This window comes from Streptomyces sp. NPDC002076 (assembly GCF_053593835.1).
On sequence record NZ_JBSFDI010000006.1, the window covers coordinates 262,862 to 288,326 of the forward strand.

Below are 25,465 nucleotides of genomic sequence, written 5' to 3' on the forward strand. Positions count from 1 at the left end.
TCAGCTGACCGCACCAGGAAGGATCTTCACCAGCTATGGCCGACGAGAACACTCCGCAGACCCCTGAGACCGAGGGCGGCGAGCTCGCGATGCGCGTCGAGCCCGTCGGGCTCGAGACGGAGATGCAGCGCTCGTACCTGGACTACGCGATGTCCGTCATCGTGTCGCGTGCGCTGCCCGACGTCCGGGACGGCCTCAAGCCCGTCCACCGGCGCGTGCTGTACGCGATGTACGACGGCGGCTACCGCCCCGACCGCGGCTTCTACAAGTGCGCCCGTGTCGTCGGTGACGTCATGGGCAACTACCACCCGCACGGCGACAGTTCGATCTACGACGCGCTGGTGCGCCTCGCTCAGCCGTGGTCGATGCGGATGCCGCTGGTGGACTCCAACGGCAACTTCGGCTCCCCGGGCAACGACCCGGCGGCCGCCATGCGGTACACCGAGTGCAAGATGGCGCCGTTGTCGATGGAGATGGTCCGCGACATCGACGAGGAGACCGTCGACTTCACGGACAACTACGACGGCCGCTCCCAGGAGCCGACCGTCCTGCCGGCCCGCTTCCCGAACCTGCTGATCAACGGCTCGGCCGGTATCGCGGTCGGCATGGCGACCAACATCCCGCCGCACAACCTGCGCGAGGTCGCGGCCGGCGCCCAGTGGTACCTGGAGAACCCGGACGTCTCCCATGAGGAGCTGCTCGACGCGCTGATGGAGCGCATCAAGGGCCCGGACTTCCCGACCGGCGCCCTGGTGGTGGGCCGCAAGGGCATCGAGGAGGCGTACCGCACCGGGCGCGGCTCCATCACGATGCGCGCGGTCGTCGAGGTCGAGGAGATCCAGGGCCGGCAGTGCCTGGTGGTGACCGAGCTGCCGTACCAGGTCAACCCGGACAACCTGGCGCAGAAGATCGCCGACCTGGTGAAGGACGGCAAGGTCGGCGGCATCGCGGACGTCCGTGACGAGACCAGCTCCCGTACGGGCCAGCGGCTGGTCATCGTCCTGAAGCGGGACGCGGTCGCCAAGGTCGTGCTGAACAACCTGTACAAGCACACCGACCTGCAGACGAACTTCGGCGCCAACATGCTGGCGCTGGTCGACGGTGTGCCGCGCACGCTCTCCCTGGACGCGTTCATCCGCCACTGGGTGACGCACCAGATCGAGGTCATCGTCCGCCGTACCCGCTTCCGGCTGCGCAAGGCCGAGGAGCGGGCGCACATTCTGCGCGGTCTGCTGAAGGCCCTGGACGCGATCGACGAGGTCATCGCGCTGATCCGGCGCAGCGAGACCGTCGAGATCGCGCGCGGCGGCCTGATGGACCTGCTGGAGATCGACGAGATCCAGGCCAACGCGATTCTCGAGATGCAGCTTCGGCGCCTGGCGGCCCTGGAGCGGCAGAAGATCGTCCAGGAGCACGACGAACTCCAGGCGAAGATCAACGAGTACAACGAGATCCTCGCCTCCCCGGTCCGTCAGCGCGGGATCGTCAGCGAGGAGCTGGCCGCGATCGTCGAGAAGTACGGCGACGACCGTCAGACCAAGCTGATCCCGTACGAGGGCGACATGTCCATCGAGGACCTGATCGCCGAGGAGGACATCGTCGTCACGGTCACCCGCGGCGGCTATGTCAAGCGGACCAAGACGGACGACTACCGGGCGCAGAAGCGCGGCGGCAAGGGCGTGCGCGGCACGAAGCTGAAGGAAGACGACATCGTCGACCACTTCTTCGTCTCCACCACCCACCACTGGCTGCTGTTCTTCACCAACAAGGGCCGGGTGTACCGGGCGAAGGCGTACGAGCTGCCCGAGGCCGGCCGGGACGCGCGCGGGCAGCACGTGGCGAACCTGCTGGCCTTCCAGCCGGACGAGGCGATCGCCGAGATCCTGGCGATCCGGGACTACGAGGCGGCGCCGTACCTCGTGCTGGCCACCAAGTCCGGTCTGGTCAAGAAGACGCCTCTGAAGGATTACGATTCGCCCCGCTCCGGCGGCGTGATCGCGATCAATTTGCGCGAGCGCGAGGACGGTTCGGACGACGAACTGATCGGTGCCGAGCTGGTCTCGGCGGACGACGATCTGCTTCTGATCAGCAAGAAGGCCCAGTCGATCAGGTTCACGGCCACGGACGACTCCCTGCGCCCGATGGGCCGCGCCACCTCCGGTGTGAAGGGCATGAGTTTCCGTGAAGGCGATGAACTTCTGTCGATGAATGTTGTTCGACCCGGTACGTTCGTGTTCACTGCCACCGACGGCGGGTACGCGAAGCGGACCGTTGTCGACGAGTACCGCGTCCAGGGCCGCGGCGGCCTCGGTATCAAGGCCGCCAAGATCGTGGAGGACCGTGGTTCGCTCGTCGGGGCGCTGGTCGTCGAGGAGACCGACGAGATCCTCGCGATCACCCTCTCCGGCGGCGTGATTCGTACGCGAGTCAACGAAGTCAGGGAGACGGGCCGTGACACCATGGGCGTCCAACTGATCAACCTGGGCAAGCGCGATGCCGTGGTCGGTATCGCACGTAACGCCGAGGCGGGGCGCGAGGCGGAGGAGGTCGACGGCGAGGAGGCCGTCGATGCCGCCGAGGGTGCTCAGGCCGGCGGCACGGACGAGGGTGAGGCGCCCTCGGCCGAGTAGCACGAGGAGAGAGTCATCGTGAGCGGAGCCACGGGCGCCGGATCGGCCGGTACCCCCACGGGTACGGAGACGGACGGCGGCGGCCGTGGCTCCGCCGCGCACGGGGCGGGTGCGGGGAGCGTGACCGACCCGCACACGACCAACCTGAAGCCGGTGAAGGTGTCCGCCAAGGACGCCGCCGGCACGTCTGGATCCCAGGGGGGAACTGTGACGGACACCCGAGGCCCGGCCGCGGCCGGCGAGGCGCAGTCGTCGTCTCCGCTCCCCGGGGAGCGGAGCCCGGAGCAGCCCTCCGGGCCGTACCACCCGCCGCAGGCGTATCCGGCGCAGCCGCCCGCCGGCGCCGTACGACGGCCCCGTACCGGCGCGCGTACGGCGCCGCGCACCCGTAAGGCGCGGCTGCGGGTGGCCAAGGCCGACCCCTGGTCGGTGATGAAGGTCAGCTTCCTGCTCTCCATCGCGCTCGGCATCTGCACGATCGTCGCCTCGGCGGTGCTGTGGATGGTCATGGACGCGATGGGCGTGTTCTCGACGGTGGGCGGCACGATCTCCGAGGCGACCGGTTCGAACGAGGGGAACGGCTTCGACCTCCAGGCGTTCCTGTCGCTCCCCCACGTCCTGATGTTCACGACGATCATCGCGGTCATCGACGTGGTCCTGGCCACGGCGCTCGCGACGCTCGGCGCGTTCATCTACAACCTCTCCGCGGGCTTCGTGGGCGGCATCGAGCTGACCCTGGCGGAGGACGAGTAGGCCCTCGGGAGGGCCTTCGGACACCCTGCGGGCCCCCTGACCTGACGGTCCCCCGACAACCGATTTTGGGACTGACGTGGTCGTGCGCTAATCTTCAGGAGTCAGCGCGCGGGACACACACCGCACAGCGCGGCGGGGCTATAGCTCAGTTGGTTAGAGCGCATCCCTGATAAGGATGAGGCCACAGGTTCAAATCCTGTTAGCCCCACCAGCACAAAGACCCCCGGTCCGGATGGATCGGGGGTCTTTGGCGTCCGTGGCGTGCATGCGTCTGTGGAGCACATGGGGAAAGAAAAGGCCCGACCGCTGGCGACGGGGGATGCACCAGCGATCGGGCTGTGGCCAAGGGTAACAAGACCGGAGGCCTTGCGGGGCGAAGTCGGGCAGGAATAAGTCAGGTTGGCCGATCAGTGGTCGCACGGGGGGTCGTAGGAGAGACGGGGCAGGTACTCGTGCCACTTCTGCGGGGTCAGTACGCTCCGGGTGACCGAGCAGATGTGGTCGATCGCCGCGTCGGAGTCCAGGCTCAACAGGCGGACCGTGTCCGTGCCGCTGGAGACGCCGAGGACGCGGCTTCTGGGGCTGAAGGACAGGAACGTGCCCGACTTGGCGTTGGGGCTCATCGACTGGCCGATGGGGGTCGCCGAGGCGGGGTGGCTGACGTTCCACAGCCGGACCGTGTTGTCGTTGCCGCCGCTGGCCAGAACGTGCCCGTCCAGGCTGAATGTCAGCAGCTTCACCGCCTCGGTGTGGCCGGTGAGCGGCGCGCCCAGCGCGGTTGCCGAGGCGGGGTGGCTGATATTCCACAGCCGGACCGTGTCGTCGTCGCTGCCGCTGGCCAGAACGTGCCCGTCCGGGCTGAAGGCGATCGCGTTGACCGGGCCCGAGTGCTCGGTGAGCCGGCCGAGCCCGGTCGGCTGGGCCGGGTCGGTGACGTTCCACAGGCGGATCGTGCTGTCCGCGCTGCCGGAGGCCAGGGTGCGGCCGTCGGGGGAGAACGCGAGCGCGTTGACGTAGCCGCGGTGGCCGGTCAGCGGCCTTCCGAGCGCCACGGGGTGCGCGGGGTCGGTGACGTTCCACAGCTGAATGGTGGCGTCGTCGTAGGCGGTGGCCAGGATGCGGCCGTCCGGGCTGAAGGCGAGCGTGTCGGGCCCCGCGAAGCGCGTCCGCAAGCGGATGGGCGGGCCGGCGGCGACCGGGTGGGACGGGTCGCGGACGTTCCACAGGTACACCGACTGGTTGTTGGTGAGGACGGCGAGGGTGCGGCCGTCGGGGGAGAACACCGGTGCACGATGGCCGCCGTCCGCCTGCATGAAGGCTTGGCCCAGCGGCACGGGCTGCCCGGGCCGCGTCACGTTCCACAGCCGCAGCCGGCCGTCCCGGGCCGCCGTCGCCAGCACCCGTCCGTCCGGCCGGAACGCGCCGGTGCGGCCGATGATGTCCGAGGTCGACAGCGACCACAGGCGCACCTTGCTGTCGCCGCTGCCGGTGGCCAGGGTCCGCCCGTCGGGGCTGAACCCCAGGGCGTACATCTCCCCACTGCTGCCCGCGAGCGGCTCCCCGACCTGTGAGGGGGACGACGGATCGGTCACGTTCCACAGGCTGGCGGTGCTGTCCGCGCTCGCGGCGGCGAGCCGGTTGCCGTCCGGGCTGAAGGCCACCGACCAGATCGGGCCGGTGTGCCCGGCCAGCGGCGAGCCGAGCACGGACGGGTGCGCGGGGTCGGTGACGTTCCAGAGGCGGATCGTGTCGTCCGCGCTGCCCGAGGCGAGGGTGCGGCCGTCGGGGCTGAACGCCACCGAGTGCACGAGGTCCGTGTGGCCCTTCAGCGCGGTGGGGTACTGCTTCGGCCGGCGGGGGTCGGCCGTGTTCCACAGCAGGATCGTGTTGTCGTCACCGCCCGCCGCGACGGTGTGCCCGTCGGGGCTGAACGCGACGCTGCGCACCGCGGCGCTGTGCCCGCGCAGGGCCGTGAGCTCGCTCGGCCGGCGCGGGTCGGTCACGTTCCACAGCCGTACCGTGTGGTCCTCGCCGGCACTCGCGAGGGTGCGGCCGTCCGGGCTGAAGGCCACCAGATAGATCGTGCCCCGGTGGCCGGTGAGCGGACTGCCGAGCGGCTTCGGGCGGCCGGGCTCGGTGACGTCCCACAGCCGGATCGTGCCGTCGTCGCCGGCGCTGGCGAGGGTGCGCCCGTCCGGGCTGAAGACGGCGCTGCTCACCCAGCTGGTGTGGCCGGTCAGCGGCCTGCCCAGCGGCCTGGGGTGGCGTGGGTCGGCCACGTTCCACAGGCGGACGGTCCGGTCGTAGCTGGCCGTGGCCAGTGTTCTGCCGTCGGGGCTGAAGGAGGTGAGGTAGACGGCACCGGTGTGGCCGGACAGGGGGGTGGCCAGCGGCGCGTTCACGATCGAGATCAGCCTGCTGTACGTGCCCTCGTCGTCCGGGCGCAGATGGTGCGCGACCAGGTCGAGCTGGGCGGCCAGGGACGGATCCGTGCGCTGAACCCGGTCGGCCTCGGCGAGCACCTGCTCGAAGACGGCGTCGTCCCGCTGCTGCCAGGCGATCACCGCCGACCCGCCCGCGACCAGGGACAGCACCACCAGCGCCGCGACGGCGGACCGGCTGATCCACACCGTGCGCTTGCGCAGCCGGACGGCCGCGGCCAGGAACTCCACCGCGCTGCGGGTCAGATACGTGTCCCCGGCCGACCGCGCCCAGTTGCGCGCCTGCTCCAGCCGGGAGCCCCGGTAGAGCAGCGAGCTGTCCCGGCCGGAGTCCTCCCAGGCCCGGCCGTCCTCCTCCAGGCGCTGGCGCAGCAGCTGGTCGCCCCGGTCGTCGTCGATCCAGTGCCGCAGCCGGGGCCAGGCGTGCAGCAGCGCCTCATGGGTGATCTCCACGGTGTCGGCATCCAGCGTCACCAGCCGGGCCTGTACGAGGGCCTCCAGGGACTCCTCCGTCTTGCCGGGGTCCGCCGACTCCTCCGCCAGCTGCCGCCGGGTGCCCCGCCGCCGTGTGGCCTGGGTGTCCTCGCCCAGCCGGACCAGCCGCAGCAGGAGCAGCCGGGCGGCCGTACGGGCCGCGGGGTCCAGCCCCGACCAGGCACGCTCGGCGGTGGCCGCGACCGCCCCCTGGATCCCGCCGGCCGCGCGGTAGCCGGCCAGCGTCAGCCGTCCGGCCTTGCGGCGCTGCCAGGTGGCGAGCAGGGCGTGCGAGAGCAGCGGGAGCACGCCCGCGTCGTGTGCCCCGCGCGGTCCGTCGGCGCTGACCTCGCGGACGATCAGCTCGGCGAGCCCGGGTTCCAGCTCCAGACCCACCGCCTTGGCCGGACCGGTCACCGCCTCGCGCAGCTCGGCGCTGGTCAGCGGGCCGAGCACCATGTGCCGGTGCTGGAGCGCGTCGGCCAGTTCCGGGTAGCCGAGGCACTGCTCGTAGAAGTCGGCGCGGATGCCGAGGACGACGAGCACCGGTGCGGGCTCGTCCGAGTCGGCGGGCGGGGTGCAGGCGGCGTGCAGGAGCTGGAGGAACGTGCGCCGGTCCGCCTCGTCGGAGCAGAGCGTGAACGCCTCCTCGAACTGGTCCACGACGACGACGGGGCGGCATTCGGCGGACGTCTCGCGGTGGGCCCACTCCGACACGGCCTCGCGGGCGGCCCGGGCCACCCATGGGGCGTCGGAGCCGGGAACCACCGGATTCTCCGTGGCCTTCTGTTCGGCCCGACGCGCGTCGGCGGCGACCGTGCCGAGATCGGGGATACGGCGGACCAGCTCACCGAGGGGGTCGGCACCGGGGACGAGGTACAGGACGCAGTCGGCGGTGGTTTCCTGCGCGGCCCGGAGTGGTGCGGCGCTGGTGTGCGGTATGCCGGTGCCGCGTTCGTCGTGCAGCGCGCCGCCGCGTACGGCGGGGACCAGGCCGGCGTTCAGCAGGGAGGACTTGCCCGCTCCCGAGGCGCCGACCAGCATCACCAGGCCGCCGGTCCGCTCGGCGGCGCGGAGCTGGGCGATGAGCGCGCTCGTGCTCCGTTCCCGGCCGAAGAACCACCGGGCGTCCTCCTGCCGGTAGGGCGCGAGCCCCCGGTAGGGGCAGACGCCTCCCGTGACGGGCGGGTCCTGAGCGGGAGGCCGCCGGTCGTCTTCTGGGGGTGGTGCGGGCCGGTCGCCCACCGGGTCGGCCAGCGCCCGCTCCCACAGCCGCTGCCAGTGCACGAGGTCGTACAGTCCCGTGGACACCGGTGCGGGCCGCAGTCGGCGTGCCTCCGGTATCAGGATGTGCAGCACCGCGGCCAGGGCGGTGAACTGGGCCGGCACGTTCTTGGCCCGGCGCCAGTCGCTGATCCGCTGCGCGGACACCCGCACGGGCCGCCCGCGCTCGTCGACCCGCTGCAGCCGTACGACCGCCTCGGAGACGCTCTTGAGGGGAGGGTTTCCAGCCTCCTTGTACAGCAGCGCGAGGCGCTCGGCGAAAGCTGTGCGTGCCCCTGAGTCGGAACTCAAGGCCCCACCCCTTTACGTTCCCCCCGCATCTGGACGTCCGGACCGGAAAACCCACCTTATACGCCTGACCTGCGAATAAGCACCGGACCAAAGGTCGCGGTCTCCTCGGCGTGAGCAACAGATGGCAGGATCCGGACCCGGTAGTGGAACCGTCACACACCGTCCGGACAGGCCACGGCCCCCGTGCTCGGACAGACAGCCCCTGACGCTGAAGGATCTCGGCCAATTTCCATCGAACGCCTCTGCCCGTCCGGTACCGGTCCCCACGAGGGGAGGGACCGGTACCGGACGGGCAGGTGGGTGTGTTCCGGGCGGGCCGGGTGGATGTTTCACGTGAAACACCGCCCACGCCGCTGCTTCAGCCGGCTGTCGTGTTCACCTTGAGCCATCCGGCCGCGCGGGCCATGACCACGGCGTGGCGTTCGGCCTCCTCGGCGGACGCGTTCAGGGCCGCATCCCGCCCCAGCGCACCACCACCGGCCGCGAGAGCGGCGGCCTGGGACGCCGCCAGCGCCGCACGCAATGCTGCGGCGGACGCGGTGGCGGACGGTATGACTGAGCTTGTGGTGCCGGCGCCGTCCCGTGTCGCGGCCACCTGGGCGGCCAGTGCTGCGGTGGCGGCGGCGTTGCGGGCACAGCGGGCGTCCGCAGCGGGGTCAGGGGCGGCCGTGGTGAGCGCGGCGAGCGCCTCGGCCGACAGGCGCAGCGCGTTGGCGGCCCGGCCGACGGGGCCTGTCGGGACGACCTCAGCGGCGTCCTGGCCGACACCGGCGTACCGGCACGCGGCGACCGCACGGTCGTAGGCGCTCCGCGCACGTGCCCCGTGGAGCCTGCGCAGCGCCTCGGCCTCCTCCGTGGCCGCTGCGGCCGCCGCTTCTTCCCGTCCGCTCATCCTCGGCCTCCCTCGTCCGGGACGACACCGCACCCTGGTCCTGGGTGCGGGCAGGGTGCCACGTCGGCCTTCAAGAGGCCAGAAGCGCGCGGCCGAGAGTCCGGAGCGCGCTGGATATCTGACTAACCGTCAGATACGGTGTCGGCGGCTGTTCCCGATGGTGAGCGACCCGTTCCCGAAGGGGTGAGTGTCATGCACAAGCGTCCCCCGTGTCCGCGACCGCCCGGTGCTCCGCGCTGGGTCGCGATGTTCCATCAGCCCTCCGCGGACTCCTGGACGGTGGGCGCCGAGTCCCCCGACCGGGCGCCCGTGCTGTACGCCGTTGGAGACATGACCCAGACCGTGCGGGCGCGCGGCGAGGAGGTGACGGTCGCGCTGTGGGGGCCCAAGGACGGCGCCTGGCACCTCTTCGACGCCCCGGCGGGCAAGGCGTCCGCTCCCGACCGGCCCACCTCGACCGGCCCGGCCGTGCCGGGCACCGGTGAACCGGCCAAGCTCGCGGAACGCATGACGGACCGCCGGCACCAGGTGCTCATGGCCGGCCTGAGCAGGGCGGGCCTGTACGACCTGAGCGCCGAGGACGGCGAGGCGGTGCGGACGATGGCCGACCTGCTCGACGAACCCACGGTCCGCCGGGTGGCCCACTGGCTCTCGGTGGCGGGCCGGCAGGGCTAGGTCCTGTCGTCAAACTCCCGCCGTCCGCCCGGAGGGCGGGCCTCGCGCCCGCCGCGGAGCGGCTGATGTATGCAGTAGGTGCGTGCTCTGGGGGTCCCCCCGGCCGAAGGCTGGGGGAGGGAGTTTGACGACAGGGCCTAGCGTCGACAGGGCCGAAACGCGATCATCAGCGCCGACAGGGCCGGTTCAGCGGGCGGTTCCCCGGGCAATGACGTCCAGGAAGCCACCGTCCAGGGCTGGAGGATGCATGAAGGTCTCCGTCGACCGCTCGCAGTGCTACGGCTCTGCCGAGTGCGCGCACCGGGCGCCGGCCGTGTTCGCGTTCGAGGACGGCTACGGCGTCGTACGGCCCGGCAGGGCGGAGTCCGGCGACGACCCGCAGGTCCAGGAGGCGGCCGAGAAGTGCCCCTCGCAGGCGATCGCGCTCACGGACTAGGGACCCGGTGAGCACTTCCGGAGCGGCTCAGCCGGTGGACGACGTGCCGGCCGGCCCGGCCGGGTAGGACCACCCGAGGTCGGCCAGCGCGCGCGCCCGGGCCTCGGCGACCGCCATCCGGGCCGTGCGCTCGACGGGATCGACGTGGGACACCTGGCCCGTGACCTGGCCCTCCCATTTGCGGTACAGCAGGCCGGCCTCCGCCGAGAACCAGCCGCGACTCACCGCGTCCAGCGCCAGCAGCAGGCCCGTGTCCTCGGACGCCGGCAGGGCCATCCAGCCGCCGAGCGCGATGAGCAGCTCACGCCGGACGCACAGGGTGGCCGGATGGACCGGTGCGCGGAAGTCGTGCCGCTTCCAGTGATCGAGCACGACACCGCGTTCGAGCGGGCCGTCGTCCGGGTTGCCGGGGAAGCCCACCGTCGAGCCGTCCGGCAGCAGGTCCAGGGCCTGGGACGTCGTCCAGCCGACGCTGGGGTGCGCCTCCAGCACGGCCACATCGCGGGCCAGCGCGCCGGGCGGGAGTCGGTCGTCGGCGTCCAGCACCTTCACATACGCGCCCCCGGCGCGCGCCAGCGCGATGGTGCGGGCGACTCCGGGCCCGCCCGGCCGGCTCTGGCCGAAGCTCACACGGGTGTCGTCCGGCACATGGGGGCGGACCTCGTCCGTCGTACCGTCCTGCTGGATCACCCACTCCCACTCCCAGCCACCCGGAAGCCGCTGCTCGCACAGGGACGCGTAGGCGTCCGGCAGGAAGCGCGCGGACGGGCCGTGGACAGCGGTGACAACGGTGACGCGCCGGGTCAAGGCAGCACTCACCACCTTTCCGGGGTGTTGTCGGTCATCCTCCCAGGTCATACACCCCACACAGCCGACAACAGCGCGAGACCCCCGGCCGAACCCGGCCGGGGGTCTTTCCGTGTCGACTGGTGCGTACGCAAGTCGCCTGGTGTCGAGACGTTGCGGTACTGCGTGGAGGCTGGAGATCAGCAGTCGAGCGTGGACGCCGAGTGCTCCGCGGGGGTGATCGTGGTCTCCGCCTCTGTGTCGATGAGGGGACGCTGCCGGCAACGGGGAGACTTTCCGTGGGCCTCGGCCCGGATCCGCTGTTTCATCGTGGGGGGCAGGGCCCTGGTGTGGGACCAGGACCAGTGTCGTGGCGCCGGGATCGTCGGAATGGTCTTGTGCGCGGTGCCGGTGCTCGGGCTCTCGGGCCGGGGTGCGGCCGCCGCGGTCGTGGCGGTCGTGGTGGTGACGAGTCCGAGCGCCGTGCACAGCGCGAGGAATGCGGTGACGATGGCGGTCCACAGCTTCATGACCTTGTTCTGGGTCATGGCCCCTCACTTTCGGGTTGGGCGATTTGCGTACTTTGCTCATGATGTGTATGTGGAACGCGAAGTGGTGGACCGACGCCCGTGGCGCGGCGATGTTCCGATGAACACCACTCGGATGGCCGTAAGAGGGTCGGAAAACCCCAAAACCTGCTGAGAGGGAGCGAAGGGGGAGCAAAGTAACCGTCCGTGGGGGTGTGATCACCCTCCGATCGGAATGGCGCCGGACCTGGGCTATTGCGCTGCCGGAGGCGGGAGTTGGGGCCCGGCGCAGGTCACCGATCGGTATCGGTCGGTGTGTATAGTCGGGCGCCAGAGGTCCCCTACGTCAAGGAAAGACGAGGTCGCGCGGTGAAGAAGCTGCTCCTGGTCGCACTGGCCGCCATCGGCGGGCTCCTCGTGTACCGCCAGATCCAGGCGGATCGCGCCGAGCAGGATCTGTGGACGGAGGCGACTGACTCCGTGCCCACGGGTTCGTGAGTGCCGATAACAGAATCTGAAACAGGCCCCGACCGCCTTCGCGGTCGGGGCTTTGTGCTGCCCGCCCTCCGCCCGTGCCGGGCGTTTAGGACGGCTGTACCCGTTGCCCGGGTGGCGCAGGGGCGTACGGGGCAGGATGGAGCGCGGTCCGGTACGACTGGGGAGGGCGGCAGGTGCGGGAGCGTACGGCGTGGTGGCGGCGGTACGGCCGAGCGGTCCCCGGTGTCCCGCGGACGGCCCTGCTGCCGCGGCTCCTGCTGCCGGGGCTGTGCGCGCTGCTCGTCCTGCCGGGCGGCACGGCGGCCGCGTACGGGAGCGGCACGGCATCCGCGTACGGGAACGCGGCCCGCGCCGAGAAAGGGCCGTCGGCGTCGTACGCCTTCGCGCCCGGCGCCCGTACCGTCGCGGGAGCGACGGGCACCGTGACGGCACCACGGCTGGACCCGGGCCGCACCTACCGCAGCTCCCTCCCGAGAAACGGCCGGCTCTACTACCGCCTCGACCTCGGCGCCACCGACACGGCCTACGTCCCCGTCACCGCCGTACCCCCGGCGGACGCCACCGTCTCCGCCACCGACGGCATCAGCGTGTCGGTCCAGGACGCCACCGGCACGCCCTGCTCCTTCGCGGGCGCCCGCTTCGGCGCCGGGCTCAGCCCGCGCCCGGTCACCGCGCTGGGGCAGCGGGAGGCCGGAAGGGCGGTGTGCCAGGGCAGGGGGACGTACTACGTGGTCGTCCGGCGCCTCGACGCCCAGGGCTCAGGTACGGCCGCCCCCACGCAGCGGTGGGACCTGGAGATCGCTCCCGTCACGGAACCGCGTACGGCGCAGACCGGGGCCACCACGGCGCCGCAGGCCTGGGACTCCGCAACGCCCGAGCCGCTCACCGGTGAGCCCCGCGACCGTACCGGCGGCGCCGGTTTCGCCTCCGCGAGCCCGCTGGGCCAAGGGGTCTGGCGGACATCCCTCGTGCCCGGCGAGACGCGGTTCTACAAGGTGCCGGTCGACTGGGGCCGACAGCTCCACGCCTCCGCCGAACTGGGCGGCGCCACCGGGCACGGCTATGTCGGCGGCGCCTTGGACCTCTCCCTCTACAACCCCGTCCGCGGCCTGGTCGAGGACGCCGCCCTCGGCTACACCGGCACACAGAAGCCCGCCGTACTCGCCCCGCTCCCGCCGGTGGAGTACGCCAACCGCTACGCCGTCCCCGCCGGGGTGACCTCCGTCCGCTTCGCCGGCGACTACTACCTGGTGCTGCATCTCAGCGAGCAGATGACCGGCACGTTCGGGCCGGGGCCCTTCGGGGTGACCCTGCGGGTCCGGCTCGCCGGGCGGGCGCACGCCGGCCCGGAGTACGCCGGGCGGCCCGTGCCGGAGGAGGTGTTCACGGTCACGGAGCGGGACCGGGAGGCGGCGCTCACCGGGAGCACCGGAGGCGGGGACGACCCCGTGATGTGGCTCGTCGCGATCGGCGGGATCGGCCTGGGGACAGCGCTGCTGCTGGCCCTCGCCGGGTGGACGGTGACGGCGCGGCGCGCTCGGCGGACTCAGTGGGCTCAGCGGGCTCAGACGCGGGTCAACGCCCAGAAACCCACCGCGTAGCAGGCCAGGGCCAGCAACAGGATCGGAATCGCGACCTTGGCCGACGGCCCGGGCCGCCGCTTCCGCCTGGCCCGGCGCGCCGCACGCCCTTGCACGGCCACGCCTGAGATCGGCTGAGCCGGAGAGGGAACCTGCGCGGTGTACGAGGCGGTGGAGGTGCTGGGGGCGTGGTGAACATGGTGATCGTGCGGTTGGACCTGTTGGACGTGCAGGGGGTACGAGAGGGGATCTACGGCCTGCGGCGCCGGCGGCTCGGAGACCGGGGGCTCCTGGGCGGGCGCCTGGAGTTCCTGAACCGAAGCCGGGAGCTCCTGGGGCGGCGGCAGACGGAAACTGCCGGTGTCCGAGAGCGAGCCGGTATCGCCACCGCCGCCCCCCGCCAGGCTCGTATCCGTGTCCTTGGTCAGGTCCAGGGCGACTCCGGAGGCCCTCTTATGGGGGCCGTCGGGGCCGAACCCCGGCGGGAGCGGGCCCAGTTGGTCGAAGATCTCGATCAGCTCGTCGTCGGGCTCGGGCTCCGGCAGGAGTTCCGCCGCGGAGGCGAGCGCCTTGCGCGCACCCGTGGCGGTGCGGAAGCGCGCGTCCGGGTCGGGCTGGAGCAAGGTGGCCACGACCTGCCAGAGCGGTTCCGGGATGCCCTTGGGCGGCCCGGGCGTGCCGTTCTCCGCGAAGTACTGCACGAGCGCCTTGGTGTCAGGCTTGGCGCCTTCCAGCAGATACAGCGCGACCAGGCCCACGGCGAACAGGTCGGCGGGAAAGTCGGGTTCGGCGCCGAGCAGCTGCTCCGGGGCGAGATAACCGGGCGTGCCGACCACGAGGTTGGTCTCCGTCAGACGGGGCTCACCGAGCCGCATGGCGATGCCGAAGTCGGACAGCCGCAGCCGCGGCCGTCCGGTCCCGGTCGCCTCGAGGAGGAGGTTGGCGGGCTTGATGTCGCGGTGGACGACACCCTCGGCGTGCACGGCGGCGAGACCGGACAGGAGCTGGTCGAGCAGGGTGCACACGAACGCCGGCGGCAGGGGGCCGTAGTCACCGACGAGGTGGACCAGGGAGCCGCCGGCGACCAGGTCCATGGTGAAGAGCACCTTGTCGTCGTCGGCGGCCCAGCTGGCCGGAGCGAGAACATGGGGGTGGTCGATCCGCAGGGCCTGCTCCCGCACGAAGCGCAGCAGGGAGTGGGCGTCACGCTGCTGGAGCACCTTGGCGGCCACATAGCGCCGTCGGCGGTGGTCCCAGGCACGCCATACGGCGCCCACGCCCCCGCGTCCGATCGGGTCGGCCAGCTCGTACCGGCCGGCGAACACCTCACCCATGGCAGCCCATCGCTCCTCCCCCGGAACCCGCGCCGGTCACCCTGCCCCCTTGTTTCCCCGCTCCCCCCTCGGTTCCCCCTGATCCCCCCCGTGATGAGTGATACGACCCCGCTCCACGTTCGAGAACCGGTCCACCCCCATGGACCGCCCCTCGCGCCCGGTCGCCCGGACTGTCACCTGACTGTGCCCCGGCCCGGCCCCCGGACCCCCTCCGTGGACCGGGCCGTGGGTCCTTAGTTCTGGTGGGACTGATAGTGCGCGACGGCGTCGGAGGTGCGGCCGGCGCCGTAGACGCGCAGGAACTCCGCCAGCTCGGGATGCGCCGGCGCGAGGCTGTCCGCGGCGTCGATGATGTCGCCCGCCGCGGCCACCGAGCGCAGCAGCGACTGGATCTCGCGGACCACCCGCTTGACCGTCGGTGCCCCGGAACCACTCGTGGTCTGGGTGGTGTTGTTGAGCACGGAGCCCCCCTGCGACTTCTTGATCTCGTCCATGCGCTCGGTCGCCTCGGCGGCGCTCACACTGCCGTCCGCGACCTGCGCCGCCAGCTCCTGCAGCAGCTGCACCCGCTGGACCACGGCAGGATTGCCGATCTTCGCACGCTGGCCGCTCATCAGCTGCGAGAGCATCGGAGCGGACAGCCCCAGCACCGCGGCGAGACGGGCCTGGTTGAGCCCGAGATCATCGATGAGCTTACGGAAGAGCGCCCCCAACGGCTCCCCGTACCAGTTCCGCTGCAGCTCCCGCGCTCTCGCGGTGGCTTCCTGCTGTGCGGCGTCCATTGCGTCTCCCCATCGCTTCCCCTAAAAGACCGCGCGGTTCGCTGTAGCGAACCACGTCGAGCATCTTACGGAGCGTGGTCATTCGCGGGGACCCCCAATCTTTTTGCGGGATACCGGGGGTGACCCGGTACTCTGGTCTGCGGCGCCCGCCGGAACGCGGTTCCTCCGGCCGGCCGCTGCTTCCCGGGGCCTTAGCTCAGTTGGTAGAGCGCCGTCTTTGCATGGCGGATGTCAGGGGTTCGACTCCCCTAGGCTCCACCCCAAAAAATGCCTCCCGACCTGCGGAAACACAGGTCGGGAGGCATTTTTCGTCGGCAGGCCGCGCCGTGAGACGGGCCGTGGGCAAGCCAGCGTCAACTCGACCGACCCACGGCCCGTTTGACGGCCCACGTCATGCGATCGTGTCCGGTGCTACTGCTCGTCGTCCTCGTTCGCGGCATCCTCCTCGGCCTGCTTCGCCTGCACCTCGGGGTCCAGGGCCGAGGTACCGCTGCCGTCCACCGAGCTGATCCGGCCGCCCGACTCCGGCACCTCCGTCGCGGCCGGCGGCTCGACCAGCCAGTCGGGGTTGGCCTGCTTGTCCCACCACTTCCAGGCGGCGAAGGCACCACCGGCCAGCACGGCCAACAGCGCCAGCGCCTTCACGGTCCGGCTGGCCCTGGACCGGCGCTCGTGCCGACGGGCCAGCTTCTGGATCTCCTCCGCCGAGACCTGACCGCGCAGGGCGGCCAAGGCGGCTGCGCCACGCGCGGCGGCCTCCTCACGGACCGGAGCCGTCGCGGCCACGGCCTGCTCGATCCTCGGACGCGAGTACTCGGCAGCCTGCCGCGAGTACTCGGCGGCCTGCCGGGCGGCCTTACGGGCGCGGACGGCGGCCTCCTGAGCCGCCAGATCCACCTTCGGCGGCACATGCGCACGAGCCTGCTCCAGACGCGGGGCGAGCCGGGCGTCGTACTGCACGCGGGCCTGTTCGGCTGCCTGGGACACCACGGGCGCCAGCCGTACGCGTGCCTCCTGCGCGTAGAGCGCGGCACGCTCCTTGGCTGTGTCCGCGTAGGGCGCCACCACTTCCGCGGCGTGCAGCACGCTGTCCTTCGCCGAGCCGGTCGCGGCGCGCACGCTGTCGATGCGGGTCACGGGTTCCTCCTCCTCGGTGGCGTACGGTATTTCGACTTTCCACCCTTTTAAGGATCATGCCTCCCGATGGTCCGCGCGGCATGCGAGGGCGGGCATATGGGTGCCGATTGCTCCCTTCGGAGCCATTCCGGATAATTCCCGGGCAACCCGATCCTGCCGTCGACACTGCCACGAATCGGCGCCGCGCGCTGCCTTCCGGGCGGAACTCGTGGCTGCCGGGCGACGTACGGGCCCGGCCATGCGAGGATCGGGGAGTCACAGAAAGACAACGGAAGGCAGATCGTGGCTGAGCAGCTTTACGCCACCCTGAAGACCAACCACGGCGACATCGTGGTCCAGCTTTTCCCGAACCACGCGCCGGAAACGGTCAAGAACTTCGTCGAGCTGGCCCAGGGCGAGCGCGAGTGGACCCACCCCGGCACGGGTGAGAAGAGCAGGACGCCGCTCTACAACGGCACGATCTTCCACCGTGTCATCAGCGGCTTCATGATCCAGGGCGGCGACCCGCTGGGCAGCGGCATCGGCGGCCCCGGCTACAAGTTCGGGGACGAGTTCCACCCGGACCTGTCCTTCAACAAGCCCTACCTGCTGGCCATGGCCAACGCCGGCCCGGGCACCAACGGCTCGCAGTTCTTCATCACCGTCGCCCCGACGACGTGGCTGAACCGCAAGCACACCATCTTCGGCGAGGTCACCGACCCGGCCAGCCAGAAGGTCGTCGACGCCATCGCCGCCGTCCCCACCGGCCGCAACGACCGCCCGGCCAAGGACGTCGTCATCGAGTCGGTCGTCGTCGAGAAGCGCGAGGGCTGAGCCCACCGCCGGGCCCACCGCCGGAGGGAACAAAACGCCCCGCTCGTCCGTAACAAGGATGAGCGGGGCGGGGCATTGCCGGGGTGCAGTCCCACGACCGACAAGGGGAACCGATGGATCACGCCGAAGGCAGCACGCAGGACGCCGCCCACCGCGTACCCGTGTGCTACCGGCACCCGGACCGCGAGACCGGTGTGCGCTGCACCCGCTGCGAGCGCCCCATCTGCCCCGAATGCATGGTCAGCGCCTCGGTCGGGTTCCAGTGCCCCGAGTGCGTGCGCGGCGCGAGCGGCACCGGACACGCGCCGACGGCGTCCCGGCCCCGCACGATCGCCGGCGGCTCGGTCACAGCCGACCCGCGGCTGCTCACCAAGGTGCTGATCGGCATCAACCTCGCCGTGTTCCTGGCGCAGATCGCCGTGGGCAACACCCTCACCGACCGGTTCGAACTGATCGGCCGGGCCCAGTTCTCCCTGTTCGGCCCGCTCGAAGGCGTCGCCGAGGGGCAGTACTACCGCCTGCTGACCTCGATGTTCCTGCACGGCGGCTACGCCCACATCCTCTTCAACATGCTCAGCCTCTGGTGGATCGGCGGCCCCCTGGAAGCGGCCCTCGGCCGCGCCCGCTATTTCGCGCTGTACTTCGTCTCGGGCCTGGCGGGCAGTGCGCTCACCTACCTGCTCGCCGACCCCACCCAGCAGTCCCTCGGCGCCTCCGGAGCGATCTTCGGCCTCTTCGGCGCGACCGGCGTGCTGATGCGCCGGCTCAACTACGACCTGCGCCCGCTCGTCGCTCTGCTGGTGATCAACCTGATCATCACCTTCACCCCGGCCATGCACATCGCCTGGGAGGCCCACATCGGCGGGCTGGTCGCCGGTGTCGCCGTCGGCTACGCGATGGTCCACGCGCCGCGCGAGAAGCGGACGCTGGTCCAGTACGGCACCTGTGCGGTCGTACTCGCCGTCGTGGTGGTTCTCACGCTGGTCAGGACCACTCAGCTCACCTGACACCGAACCGTTGTCCACAGGCTGTGCCGGATCTTGTGCACCGTGTGCGGGCACAGCTGTGCCCCCTGTCGCTCGGATGTGTTTCCGCAGGTCAGGCAGGGGGCCAACAGGTGTATGAGGGGTGGTGCGCCAGTCATACCGGCGTCAACGCCCGATGGGTTATCCACAGATCGTCGTTCTTTTCCCCATGTGGACAATCCTGTGGATAACTCAGTGGATAGCCCTGGGCAGAGCTACTTCCACTGTGTGGAGACACCGAAGCCGGCGGCGATGAAGCCGAAGCCGACCACGATGTTCCAGTTGTCCAGCGCGTCGATGGGCAGCGAGCCGTCGGTCACATAGAAGACGACGATCCAGGCCAGGCCGATGATGAACATGGCCAGCATGACAGGCGCGACCCAGCCACGGCTGTTCAGCTTGATCGCCTGGGCCTGCTTCGCCGGCGGCGGCGTGTAGTCGGCCTTCTTGCGGATACGTGACTTCGGCACGAGGGTCTCTCCTGTCGATGCGCTGCGTGGCCGCGCAGGTAACCGGTTCGGGGCTCGGGGCAGCGTACAAGTGGTCGGCATGACGACTCTGTGTGCTCCCCCGGGCGTCCGTTAGCGTAGTGCTTCCGTGGCGCCGAAGGAGATAAGGGTACGTTGAGCAATTCTGCCGACTCCACCGGGACGCAATCAACGGGCTCCGGCCCTGGCCGCCGTATGCGTGTCCGCCCTGCACGGATGCTCACGGCGGCCGTCTTCGCGCTCGCGGGACTGATCTTCTTCACCAGCTTCGACACGGCCAAGGGCACCGACATCCGCCAGGACGGCTCCCTGCTGAAGCTGTCGGACCTGATCCAGCAGCGCAGTCGCAAGAACAAGGAGCTGGACGAGTCCGACGCGGCCCTGCGCGGCAGCGTGGAGTCCCTCGCCGAGAGCGACGACGGCAGCAGCAAGGCGCAGGACCGCAGGCTGAGCGGGCTGGAGAAGAGCGCCGGCACCCAGAAGCTCACCGGTCACGCCATCACCGTCACCCTGAACGATGCCCCGCCCAACGCCACTGCCAAGCTCCCCGGCTATCCCGAGCCGCAGCCCGACTATCTGGTCATCCACCAGCAGGATCTGCAGGCCGTGGTGAACGCGCTGTGGCAGGGCGGCGCCCAGGGCATCAAGGTCATGGACCAGCGGCTGATCTCCACCAGTGCGGTGCGCTGTGTCGGCAACACGCTGATCCTTCAGGGCAGGGTCTACTCACCGCCGTACAAGATCACGGCGGTCGGCGATCCGGGCAAGCTGCAGCAGGCCCTCGCGGCGAGCAAGGCGATCCAGACCTACATGGTGTACGTCAATGTCTACGGCCTCGGCTGGAAAGTCACCGACGACGGGACGGTGACTCTTCCCGGTTACTCGGGCACAGTGGATCTGCACTACGCGAAGCCCGTGCAGTAGCCGGCAGCAGCCCTTGGCCGGCCGTCCGCCAGCCGTCCGTCAACGGAGGCGCCGGTGCGCGTGATCGTCCGGACCGTCAGCGAGCTGTGCATCACCGCCGGCAGCCTGATCGTGCTCTTCGTCGCCTATGTGCTGTTCTGGACGGGCGTGCGGGCCGACAGTGCCATGAACGACCAGATCGACCAGCTGCACCGGCAGTGGTCGCAGGGAAGCATGCGGCCGACGACGGCACCGGGCAAGAAGGCGGTCGCCGTGGGCGAGCAGACGGTTGCCGTGACGAAGCCGGCGCCGTACCACCACGGCAAGGCCTTCGCGATCATGTACATCCCGCGGCTCGGTTTCACGTGGAACAAGCCGGTCCTGGAGGGCACCGGCAGGGACGTGCTGGCGAAGGGACTCGCCCACTACGCGGGCACCGCCCAGCTCGGCCAGGAGGGGAACTTCGCGGTGGCCGGTCACCGGCGCACGTACGGCGACCCGTTCAAGGACTTCCCCGAGCTGCGGCCCGGGGACGCGGTCGTCCTCACGGACGGGACGACCTGGTTCACGTATCGGATCGACAAAGGGCCCTACAAAACCGTGCCGACGGACGTTGAGGTCATCGACCCTGTGCCACGTAAGTCCGGGTATACGCGTCCGGGCCGGTATCTGACGCTCACCACCTGCGATCCGGAATGGGGGCACAGCCACCGGCTGATCGTCTGGGCGCACCTGGACGCCACGCAGTCTGTGGAGGCAGGCGAACCGAAGGCTCTGCGCCGTTAGTCTGGTGGCGTACGGCGTGAGTCAGGTGCCGTGGGGATACGGAAGGAACGGCATGTACGGCTGGATCTGGCGGAATCTGCCGGGGAACGCGTGGGTGAAGGCGTTCATCTCACTCCTACTGATCCTGGCCGTGGTCTACATCCTCTTCCAGTACGTCTTTCCGTGGGCCGAACCGCTGATGCCCTTCAACGATGTGACGGTGGACAACCAGTGAGTGCGCGGATTCTTGTCGTCGACAACTACGACAGCTTCGTCTTCAACCTCGTCCAGTACCTGTATCAGCTGGGTGCCGAGTGCGAGGTGCTGCGCAACGACGAGGTGTCGACGGCGCATGCCCAGGACGGCTTCGACGGTGTGCTGCTCTCGCCCGGACCGGGGACGCCCGAGGAGGCCGGGGTGTGCGTGGACATGGTCCGCCACTGTGCGGCCACCGGTGTGCCGGTCTTCGGGGTGTGCCTCGGCATGCAGTCGATGCAGGTGGCCTACGGCGGTGTGGTGGACCGGGCCCCCGAGCTGCTGCACGGCAAGACCTCGCTGGTGGAGCACGAGGGCAAGGGTGTCTTCGCGGGCCTGCCCTCGCCCTTCACGGCGACCCGTTACCACTCCCTGGCCGCCGAGCCGGCGACGGTACCGGCCGAGCTGGAGGTGACCGCCCGCACCCACGACGGCATCATCATGGGCCTGAGGCACCGTGAACTCCCGGTCGAGGGCGTGCAGTTCCACCCCGAGTCGGTGCTGACCGAGCACGGGCACCGGATGCTGGCCAACTGGCTGGTGGAGTGCGGCGACCAGGGCGCCGTGGCGAGGTCGACGGGGCTGGCCCCGGTGGTGGGCAGGGCCACGGCGTGACCGCGTTGCGCCCGGAGCGCGAGACCGATGCCTCGTACGGGGATCAGTCGTACGAGGCTTCCGGTGCGCTTGGGGACTGGTACGCGGCGGGTGCCGCGTACCAGGGGTCATACGAGGGGTCGTACGACGAGACGTACCGGCCCGTGCTGGACGACGAGACGATGGCGCTGCGGATCCCCGGTGATCTGCCGCCGGGCACGGAGAGGGACCCCACAGGCGCCTCTGCGGCCTCTTCTGCCTCGTCTGCCACCGGACCCGCGGTTGGTGGTCGTGCGGCCCGCAGAAAGGCCGCCAAACGCCGTGGAGGCCGTGGCGGACGCCATGGCGGCGGGCGGGAAGCGGCACCCGCGGAGCGGGGGGAGCCGGCGGAGCCCGGCCGGCCGTTGTCCCGGATGGAGGCGCGGCGGCAGGCGCGGCTGCGCAAGCCGGGCCCGGGCGTCATCGCGAGCCGGGCGATCGGTGAGGTGTTCATCACCACCGGTGTGCTGATGCTCCTGTTCGTCACCTATCAGCTGTGGTGGACCAATGTCCGCGCCAACGCGCAGGCGGGCAGCGAGACGCACCAGCTCCAGAACGACTGGGCGAGCGGGAAGCGCAACCCGGGGGTGTTCGCGCCGGGGCAGGGTTTCGCCATACTGCACATCCCCAAGCTGGACGTGGTGGCGCCGATCGCGGAGGGCGTCAGCACGGAGAAGGTGCTCAACAAGGGCATGGTCGGGCACTACGGCGAGCCTCCCCTGAAGACGGCGATGCCGGACGCCAAGACCGGCAACTTCGGACTGGCCGCCCACCGCAACACGCACGGCGAGCCGTTCCGGTACATCAACAAGCTCCAGCCCGGTGACGCGGTCGTGGTCGAGACCCAGGACACGTACTTCGTGTACAAGGTGACCTCGACGCTGCCGGTGACCTCGCCGGCCAACACGAGCGTGCTGGATCCCATCCCGAAGGGCTCGGGCTTCACCAAGCCCGGCCGCTACATCACCCTCACCACCTGTACGCCGGAGTTCACCAGCAAGTACCGGCTGATCGTCTGGGGCAAGATGGTCGAGGAACGCCCGCGCAGCAAGGGCAAGCCGGACGCGCTCATCGAGCAGGGCTGACGCGAGTAAGGGCAGAGGCAGAGGAAACTGTGGCAGCGACCACCGACGACACCGAAGAACACACGGACGCGTTCGATTCGAGTCCCGCCCGGAGGGGCCGGCGTCCGGGCCGTATAGCGACGGCGGTCAGCGTCCTCGGTGAACTCCTCATCACGGCCGGGCTGTTGCTCGCCCTGTTCGTCGTCTACTCCCTGTGGTGGACGAACGTGATAGCGGACCGCAAGGCGGACAAGCAGGCCGACAAGGTCCGCCAGCACTGGGCGCACGCCACGGACTCCGGTCCGGGCGCGCTGGACACCAAGGACGGCATCGGTTTCCTGCATGTGCCGGCCATGAAGAACGGCGTGGTGCTGGTCGAGAAGGGCACGGGCACGGACGTCCTCAACGACGGCGTGGCCGGCTACTACACGGACCCGGTCAAGGCCGCGCTCCCCATGACCGGCAAGGACGGCAACTTCACCCTCGCCGCCCACCGGGACGGGCACGGCGCCAAGTTCCACAACATCGACAAGCTGAAGAAGGGCGACCCGATCGTCTTCGAGACGCGGGACGACTGGTACGTCTACAAGGTCTACTCGATCCTGCCGGAGACCTCGAAGTACAACGTCAAGGTCATCGACCAGGTCCCGAAGGAGTCCGGCAAGAAGAAGCCGGGCCACTACATCACGCTGACGACATGTACGCCGGTGTACACCTCGGAGTACCGGTACGTGGTGTGGGGCGAGCTGGTCCGGGTGGAGAAGGTGGACAGCAAGCGGACGCCGCCGGCGGAGTTGCGGGGCTGACAGAGGGCTCCCTAGGAGACCTGTCCTCTAGCATGGCGAAGGCCCGAAGCCGCAATCTTCCCTTGCGGCTTCGGGCCTTTGAAGTGTGCCTGGACCGCCGTTACTCCAGGACGGCCAACGTGGTCCCAGCGCTCCACGTCTCCAGCAGCCCACGAGGTACGGCGGTGATGCCGCTCTGGCCGGCGATGTTCAGGGCGTCACGGGTGAAGGGGCACGTCGCCACGAACAGAGCCACGCCGGAGCCGTGCAGCACCTTGGCGGCTCCGATGAACTTCCGGATCTCGGGACTGGTGATGGAGATGTGGGGTGCGAAGCGCTTGCACTGGGCGGCCAGGCTTCGTCCGTCGCTTGTGAGCGCGGTGATGTCGACGCCTCCGTCGTGACTGCCGCCCCGCACGACGACCTTGGTGCAGCCGTCGCGACGCAGGAGTTCCGCGATGTGCTCCTCGAATTCACGTCCGTTCATGGCGTCCATGGAGGACATCACTCCGGCGAGCGGCCGGTCTGGGCGGGGGCTTTCCAACCGCTGCAGCCGGGCGTGATGCTGCCTGAGCCGCTCCTCGACCCGTTGGACGTCGGTGCGGAGTGAGATGAGTTCCCGCCGGTGCTCGCCTGACGTTTCGATCAGGGCGTTGAACATCGGCACGACCGTCTTGCCGAGGATGCGGGTGATGCGTTGGTCGATCCGGTCGTCGAGGGACAGCGGCGCTGTGTGGACCGGGTTTTCCACAGGCTGGGTACGGGCCAGGTACTCCATGTCGAGGAGGTACACCCGCACCTGACGTGCGACTTCGCTGTCACGGAGCAGCATCGCGACGTTGAGGACGGCGCGCCGGGGATACAGCGCGAGTGATCGGGAGCGCGAACGGATCCCACAGACCTCCTTGAAGGAGGTCAGTTCTGTACCTGCCAAAACTCGGTACCCGCTGGCTTCCAGTTCTTCCCGATGGTCGACGACTACCGATTCGATGGCTTTGAGGCCGACCTCGAAGTACGCCGCCACCATCGCCGTCGTCACATGCATCCCGTCCGGGAGCAGCGACAGTGCCTTGACTCTGTCGAGCACGTCCGTGCGGTCCAGCACGCTGCTGCGCAGTGTCTTCGATTCCAGCAGCGCCGAATCGTTGATCACGTTCTGCCCTTCGGTTCGCCGTAGCCATTTGGCGGGGGCAGAGACTCGATTCCCCACCCCACCCGATCAACGAGCCCTGTCATATGAAGACACGATCGGTAGGAGCACCGCTGTGCGATCACGGTGGATGTGAGTGAAGAAGGGCGACCGGATCGTCTTCGAGACGCGGGACGACTGGTACGTCTACAAGGTGTACTCGATCCTGCCGGAGACCTCGAGGTACAACATCAAGGTCATCGACCAGGTCCCGAAGGAGTCCGGCAAGAGAAAGCCGGGTTACTACATCACGCTGACGACGTGCACGCCGGTGTACACCTCGGAGTACCGGTACGTGGTGTGGGGCTCCTCCGAAGGAACTACGGTGACCGCGTTTCCTGCAGCAACTCGCTCCCCCTGGCAGGGCACAGGCCGAAGCCGCAACCACTTCTTGCGGTTTCGGGCCTGCGTCATTCAAATCCCTGCCGACGTACCTCTACTTCGGGGCGTAGTCCCCGCACCAGAAATATTGCCAGAAATATTGGTGGTTCGGACTGTTGGTGGTTCCCTCCAGATAGACCGTGTGCAGCCCCTTGGGCTGCTGAAGGGTGGTGTCCCAGTTGGAGATGACGTTCCTACCCTGGGCGCCGGTGTGCCATGGATAGTCGGTCATCGACCCGTCCTTGTTGTAGGAACGCAGACGGATCTTCGGAGCGCGCGTGTCGTCTATGAAGTCGTAGGTCCTGAGGCTGACTTCGTACTTGGCTGTTGGCGCTCCACTGCCCTCCAGGGTTGCGTGAACCTGAAAGGTGTTCCGCTGGTCACGGCAGTCCAGTTGGACGACCACATTCGCTGCCGCATGGGCCGGAGTCGCGAATGAGACGACCGGAACCACGGTTGCGAGACTCAGAGCAAACGAGGTGGCGGCGCGCCGTACATGGGATTTGCTCACTATGTGAGGCTCCATGGTTTCCCCCTGGGGAATGCCCTGTTTACAGAGAAAGGACCTCGGCAGCCCTGGTGGGTGCTGAGGTCCTTTCCGCGAACGAGTGACGTTATGGCCTTGTGTCCTCGGACTTCGCCGT

24 protein-coding genes, 2 tRNA genes and 1 pseudogene are annotated in these 25,465 nt (G+C 69.8%); 17 read left to right on the plus strand and 10 right to left on the minus strand.

Annotated features, from left to right (window positions below; translation table 11 throughout):
- The first annotated feature begins 35 nt into the window (after positions 1–35).
- From gyrA to ACWCQS_RS15660, 3 genes are all read left to right on the plus strand, one after another.
- The gene (gene gyrA / locus ACWCQS_RS15650) at positions 36–2,630 is read left to right on the plus strand and encodes a DNA gyrase subunit A (protein ID WP_451004915.1); all 2,595 of its coding nucleotides are present in this window, start codon (positions 36–38) and stop codon (positions 2,628–2,630) included.
- An 18-nt stretch (positions 2,631–2,648) separates the two neighbouring features.
- A complete protein-coding gene (locus tag ACWCQS_RS15655) occupies positions 2,649–3,383 on the plus strand; it encodes a DUF3566 domain-containing protein (protein WP_451004916.1) in 735 nt (244 codons plus the stop codon).
- A gap of 134 nt (positions 3,384–3,517) precedes the next feature.
- A tRNA-Ile gene (locus ACWCQS_RS15660) sits at positions 3,518–3,594 on the plus strand.
- 196 nt (positions 3,595–3,790) lie between these two features.
- Here the strand turns inward: ACWCQS_RS15660 and ACWCQS_RS15665 are convergent.
- Together ACWCQS_RS15665 and ACWCQS_RS15670 are read right to left on the minus strand one after the other, a co-directional pair.
- Complete coding sequence (locus tag ACWCQS_RS15665) at positions 3,791–7,873, minus strand: nSTAND1 domain-containing NTPase (RefSeq protein WP_451004917.1); 4,083 nt, start codon at positions 7,871–7,873, stop codon at positions 3,791–3,793.
- Between the two features lie 358 nt (positions 7,874–8,231).
- Positions 8,232–8,765 carry a hypothetical protein gene (locus tag ACWCQS_RS15670; RefSeq protein WP_451004918.1) on the minus strand — a complete coding sequence of 178 codons (534 nt, stop codon included), beginning with the start codon at positions 8,763–8,765 and terminating at the stop codon, positions 8,232–8,234.
- Between the two features lie 192 nt (positions 8,766–8,957).
- Here ACWCQS_RS15670 and ACWCQS_RS15675 point away from each other — a divergent pair, with 192 nt between their 5' ends.
- Positions 8,958–9,440 (plus strand): hypothetical protein, encoded by a 483-nt coding sequence (locus ACWCQS_RS15675; RefSeq protein WP_451004919.1) that lies wholly within the window; start codon positions 8,958–8,960, stop codon positions 9,438–9,440.
- Positions 9,441–9,687: 247 nt separating this feature from the next.
- Positions 9,688–9,876: a ferredoxin gene (locus ACWCQS_RS15680; protein ID WP_451004920.1), complete on the plus strand. Its 189-nt coding sequence runs from the start codon at positions 9,688–9,690 to the stop codon at positions 9,874–9,876.
- A gap of 27 nt (positions 9,877–9,903) precedes the next feature.
- Here the strand turns inward: ACWCQS_RS15680 and ACWCQS_RS15685 are convergent, their stop codons facing one another.
- Positions 9,904–10,734, minus strand: coding sequence for a glycosyltransferase family 2 protein (locus ACWCQS_RS15685; protein WP_451004921.1), 831 nt, complete (start codon positions 10,732–10,734; stop codon positions 9,904–9,906).
- Positions 10,735–10,862: 128 nt separating this feature from the next.
- Positions 10,863–11,210 carry a DUF6344 domain-containing protein gene (locus ACWCQS_RS15690; RefSeq protein ID WP_451004922.1) on the minus strand — a complete coding sequence of 116 codons (348 nt, stop codon included), beginning with the start codon at positions 11,208–11,210 and terminating at the stop codon, positions 10,863–10,865.
- A 348-nt stretch (positions 11,211–11,558) separates the two neighbouring features.
- Here ACWCQS_RS15690 and ACWCQS_RS15695 point away from each other — a divergent pair, with 348 nt between their 5' ends.
- On the plus strand, positions 11,559–11,687 hold the full coding sequence (locus ACWCQS_RS15695; RefSeq protein WP_003999697.1) for a DLW-39 family protein: 129 nt from the start codon (positions 11,559–11,561) through the stop codon (positions 11,685–11,687).
- Between the two features lie 173 nt (positions 11,688–11,860).
- Positions 11,861–13,288, plus strand: a complete 1,428-nt coding sequence (locus ACWCQS_RS15700; RefSeq protein WP_451004923.1) for a hypothetical protein — start codon at positions 11,861–11,863, stop codon at positions 13,286–13,288.
- Here the strand turns inward: ACWCQS_RS15700 and ACWCQS_RS15705 are convergent.
- Together ACWCQS_RS15705 and ACWCQS_RS15710 are read right to left on the minus strand one after the other, a co-directional pair.
- Positions 13,252–14,601, minus strand: a complete 1,350-nt coding sequence (locus ACWCQS_RS15705) for a serine/threonine-protein kinase (RefSeq protein WP_451004924.1) — start codon at positions 14,599–14,601, stop codon at positions 13,252–13,254. The two genes, ACWCQS_RS15700 and ACWCQS_RS15705, sit on opposite strands and share 37 nt — an antisense overlap.
- A 233-nt stretch (positions 14,602–14,834) precedes the next feature.
- The gene (locus tag ACWCQS_RS15710; RefSeq protein WP_388622841.1) at positions 14,835–15,383 is read right to left on the minus strand and encodes a helix-turn-helix domain-containing protein; all 549 of its coding nucleotides are present in this window, start codon (positions 15,381–15,383) and stop codon (positions 14,835–14,837) included.
- A gap of 185 nt (positions 15,384–15,568) precedes the next feature.
- Between ACWCQS_RS15710 and ACWCQS_RS15715 the strand changes: the two genes are divergently transcribed.
- Positions 15,569–15,641, plus strand: a tRNA-Ala gene (locus ACWCQS_RS15715).
- Between the two features lie 153 nt (positions 15,642–15,794).
- Here the strand turns inward: ACWCQS_RS15715 and ACWCQS_RS15720 are convergent.
- Positions 15,795–16,520 (minus strand): DUF5324 family protein, encoded by a 726-nt coding sequence (locus ACWCQS_RS15720; RefSeq protein ID WP_451004925.1) that lies wholly within the window; start codon positions 16,518–16,520, stop codon positions 15,795–15,797.
- 282 nt (positions 16,521–16,802) lie between these two features.
- Between ACWCQS_RS15720 and ACWCQS_RS15725 the strand changes: the two genes are divergently transcribed.
- Both ACWCQS_RS15725 and ACWCQS_RS15730 read left to right on the plus strand, forming a co-directional pair.
- Positions 16,803–17,333, plus strand: a complete 531-nt coding sequence (locus tag ACWCQS_RS15725; protein WP_451004926.1) for a peptidylprolyl isomerase — start codon at positions 16,803–16,805, stop codon at positions 17,331–17,333.
- Between the two features lie 113 nt (positions 17,334–17,446).
- A complete protein-coding gene (locus ACWCQS_RS15730; protein WP_451004927.1) occupies positions 17,447–18,340 on the plus strand; it encodes a rhomboid family intramembrane serine protease in 894 nt (297 codons plus the stop codon).
- 233 nt (positions 18,341–18,573) lie between these two features.
- Here the strand turns inward: ACWCQS_RS15730 and crgA are convergent, their stop codons facing one another.
- Positions 18,574–18,828: a cell division protein CrgA gene (crgA, locus tag ACWCQS_RS15735; RefSeq protein WP_365720215.1), complete on the minus strand. Its 255-nt coding sequence runs from the start codon at positions 18,826–18,828 to the stop codon at positions 18,574–18,576.
- A 153-nt stretch (positions 18,829–18,981) separates the two neighbouring features.
- Here crgA and ACWCQS_RS15740 point away from each other — a divergent pair, with 153 nt between their 5' ends.
- The 6 genes from ACWCQS_RS15740 to ACWCQS_RS15765 are packed head-to-tail and all read left to right on the plus strand — an operon-like array spanning position 18,982 to position 23,272.
- Complete coding sequence (locus tag ACWCQS_RS15740) at positions 18,982–19,770, plus strand: DUF881 domain-containing protein (RefSeq protein WP_451004928.1); 789 nt, start codon at positions 18,982–18,984, stop codon at positions 19,768–19,770.
- A gap of 54 nt (positions 19,771–19,824) precedes the next feature.
- Complete coding sequence (locus ACWCQS_RS15745; protein ID WP_451004929.1) at positions 19,825–20,535, plus strand: class E sortase; 711 nt, start codon at positions 19,825–19,827, stop codon at positions 20,533–20,535.
- 52 nt (positions 20,536–20,587) lie between these two features.
- Positions 20,588–20,749, plus strand: a complete 162-nt coding sequence (locus ACWCQS_RS15750; RefSeq protein WP_451004930.1) for a hypothetical protein — start codon at positions 20,588–20,590, stop codon at positions 20,747–20,749.
- Positions 20,746–21,384 carry an aminodeoxychorismate/anthranilate synthase component II gene (locus ACWCQS_RS15755; RefSeq protein ID WP_351601151.1) on the plus strand — a complete coding sequence of 213 codons (639 nt, stop codon included), beginning with the start codon at positions 20,746–20,748 and terminating at the stop codon, positions 21,382–21,384. Before ACWCQS_RS15750 ends, ACWCQS_RS15755 begins: the two co-directional genes overlap by 4 nt.
- The gene (locus tag ACWCQS_RS15760; RefSeq protein ID WP_451004931.1) at positions 21,381–22,487 is read left to right on the plus strand and encodes a class E sortase; all 1,107 of its coding nucleotides are present in this window, start codon (positions 21,381–21,383) and stop codon (positions 22,485–22,487) included. Before ACWCQS_RS15755 ends, ACWCQS_RS15760 begins: the two co-directional genes overlap by 4 nt.
- A gap of 29 nt (positions 22,488–22,516) precedes the next feature.
- Complete coding sequence (locus tag ACWCQS_RS15765) at positions 22,517–23,272, plus strand: class E sortase (protein WP_451004932.1); 756 nt, start codon at positions 22,517–22,519, stop codon at positions 23,270–23,272.
- Between the two features lie 100 nt (positions 23,273–23,372).
- On the opposite strand, the gene ACWCQS_RS15770 is transcribed toward ACWCQS_RS15765, so the two are convergent.
- Positions 23,373–24,404 carry a restriction endonuclease gene (locus ACWCQS_RS15770; RefSeq protein WP_451004933.1) on the minus strand — a complete coding sequence of 344 codons (1,032 nt, stop codon included), beginning with the start codon at positions 24,402–24,404 and terminating at the stop codon, positions 23,373–23,375.
- 133 nt (positions 24,405–24,537) lie between these two features.
- On the opposite strand from ACWCQS_RS15770, the pseudogene ACWCQS_RS15775 reads away from it, so the two are divergent.
- Positions 24,538–24,747: pseudogene (locus ACWCQS_RS15775) on the plus strand (sortase domain-containing protein); the annotation flags it as partial.
- 129 nt (positions 24,748–24,876) lie between these two features.
- Here ACWCQS_RS15775 and ACWCQS_RS15780 read toward each other — a convergent pair.
- The gene (locus ACWCQS_RS15780) at positions 24,877–25,053 is read right to left on the minus strand and encodes a hypothetical protein (RefSeq protein ID WP_451005085.1); all 177 of its coding nucleotides are present in this window, start codon (positions 25,051–25,053) and stop codon (positions 24,877–24,879) included.
- Between the last annotated feature and the right edge of the window lie 412 nt (positions 25,054–25,465).

What these genes read in the sequence shown, in the direction of transcription:
- ACWCQS_RS15780 (WP_451005085.1), bottom strand. Translation starts at nt 25,053, where the DNA reads ATGACCGACTATCCATGGCACACCGGCGCCCAGGGTAGGAACGTCATC.
- ACWCQS_RS15670 (WP_451004918.1), bottom strand. Translation starts at nt 8,765, where the DNA reads ATGAGCGGACGGGAAGAAGCGGCGGCCGCAGCGGCCACGGAGGAGGCC.
- ACWCQS_RS15690 (WP_451004922.1), bottom strand. Translation starts at nt 11,210, where the DNA reads ATGACCCAGAACAAGGTCATGAAGCTGTGGACCGCCATCGTCACCGCA.
- ACWCQS_RS15750 (WP_451004930.1), top strand. Translation starts at nt 20,588, where the DNA reads ATGTACGGCTGGATCTGGCGGAATCTGCCGGGGAACGCGTGGGTGAAG.
- ACWCQS_RS15730 (WP_451004927.1), top strand. Translation starts at nt 17,447, where the DNA reads ATGGATCACGCCGAAGGCAGCACGCAGGACGCCGCCCACCGCGTACCC.
- ACWCQS_RS15675 (WP_451004919.1), top strand. Translation starts at nt 8,958, where the DNA reads ATGCACAAGCGTCCCCCGTGTCCGCGACCGCCCGGTGCTCCGCGCTGG.
- ACWCQS_RS15710 (WP_388622841.1), bottom strand. Translation starts at nt 15,383, where the DNA reads ATGGACGCCGCACAGCAGGAAGCCACCGCGAGAGCGCGGGAGCTGCAG.
- ACWCQS_RS15680 (WP_451004920.1), top strand. Translation starts at nt 9,688, where the DNA reads ATGAAGGTCTCCGTCGACCGCTCGCAGTGCTACGGCTCTGCCGAGTGC.
- ACWCQS_RS15685 (WP_451004921.1), bottom strand. Translation starts at nt 10,734, where the DNA reads ATGACCTGGGAGGATGACCGACAACACCCCGGAAAGGTGGTGAGTGCT.
- gyrA (WP_451004915.1), top strand. Translation starts at nt 36, where the DNA reads ATGGCCGACGAGAACACTCCGCAGACCCCTGAGACCGAGGGCGGCGAG.
- ACWCQS_RS15705 (WP_451004924.1), bottom strand. Translation starts at nt 14,601, where the DNA reads ATGGGTGAGGTGTTCGCCGGCCGGTACGAGCTGGCCGACCCGATCGGA.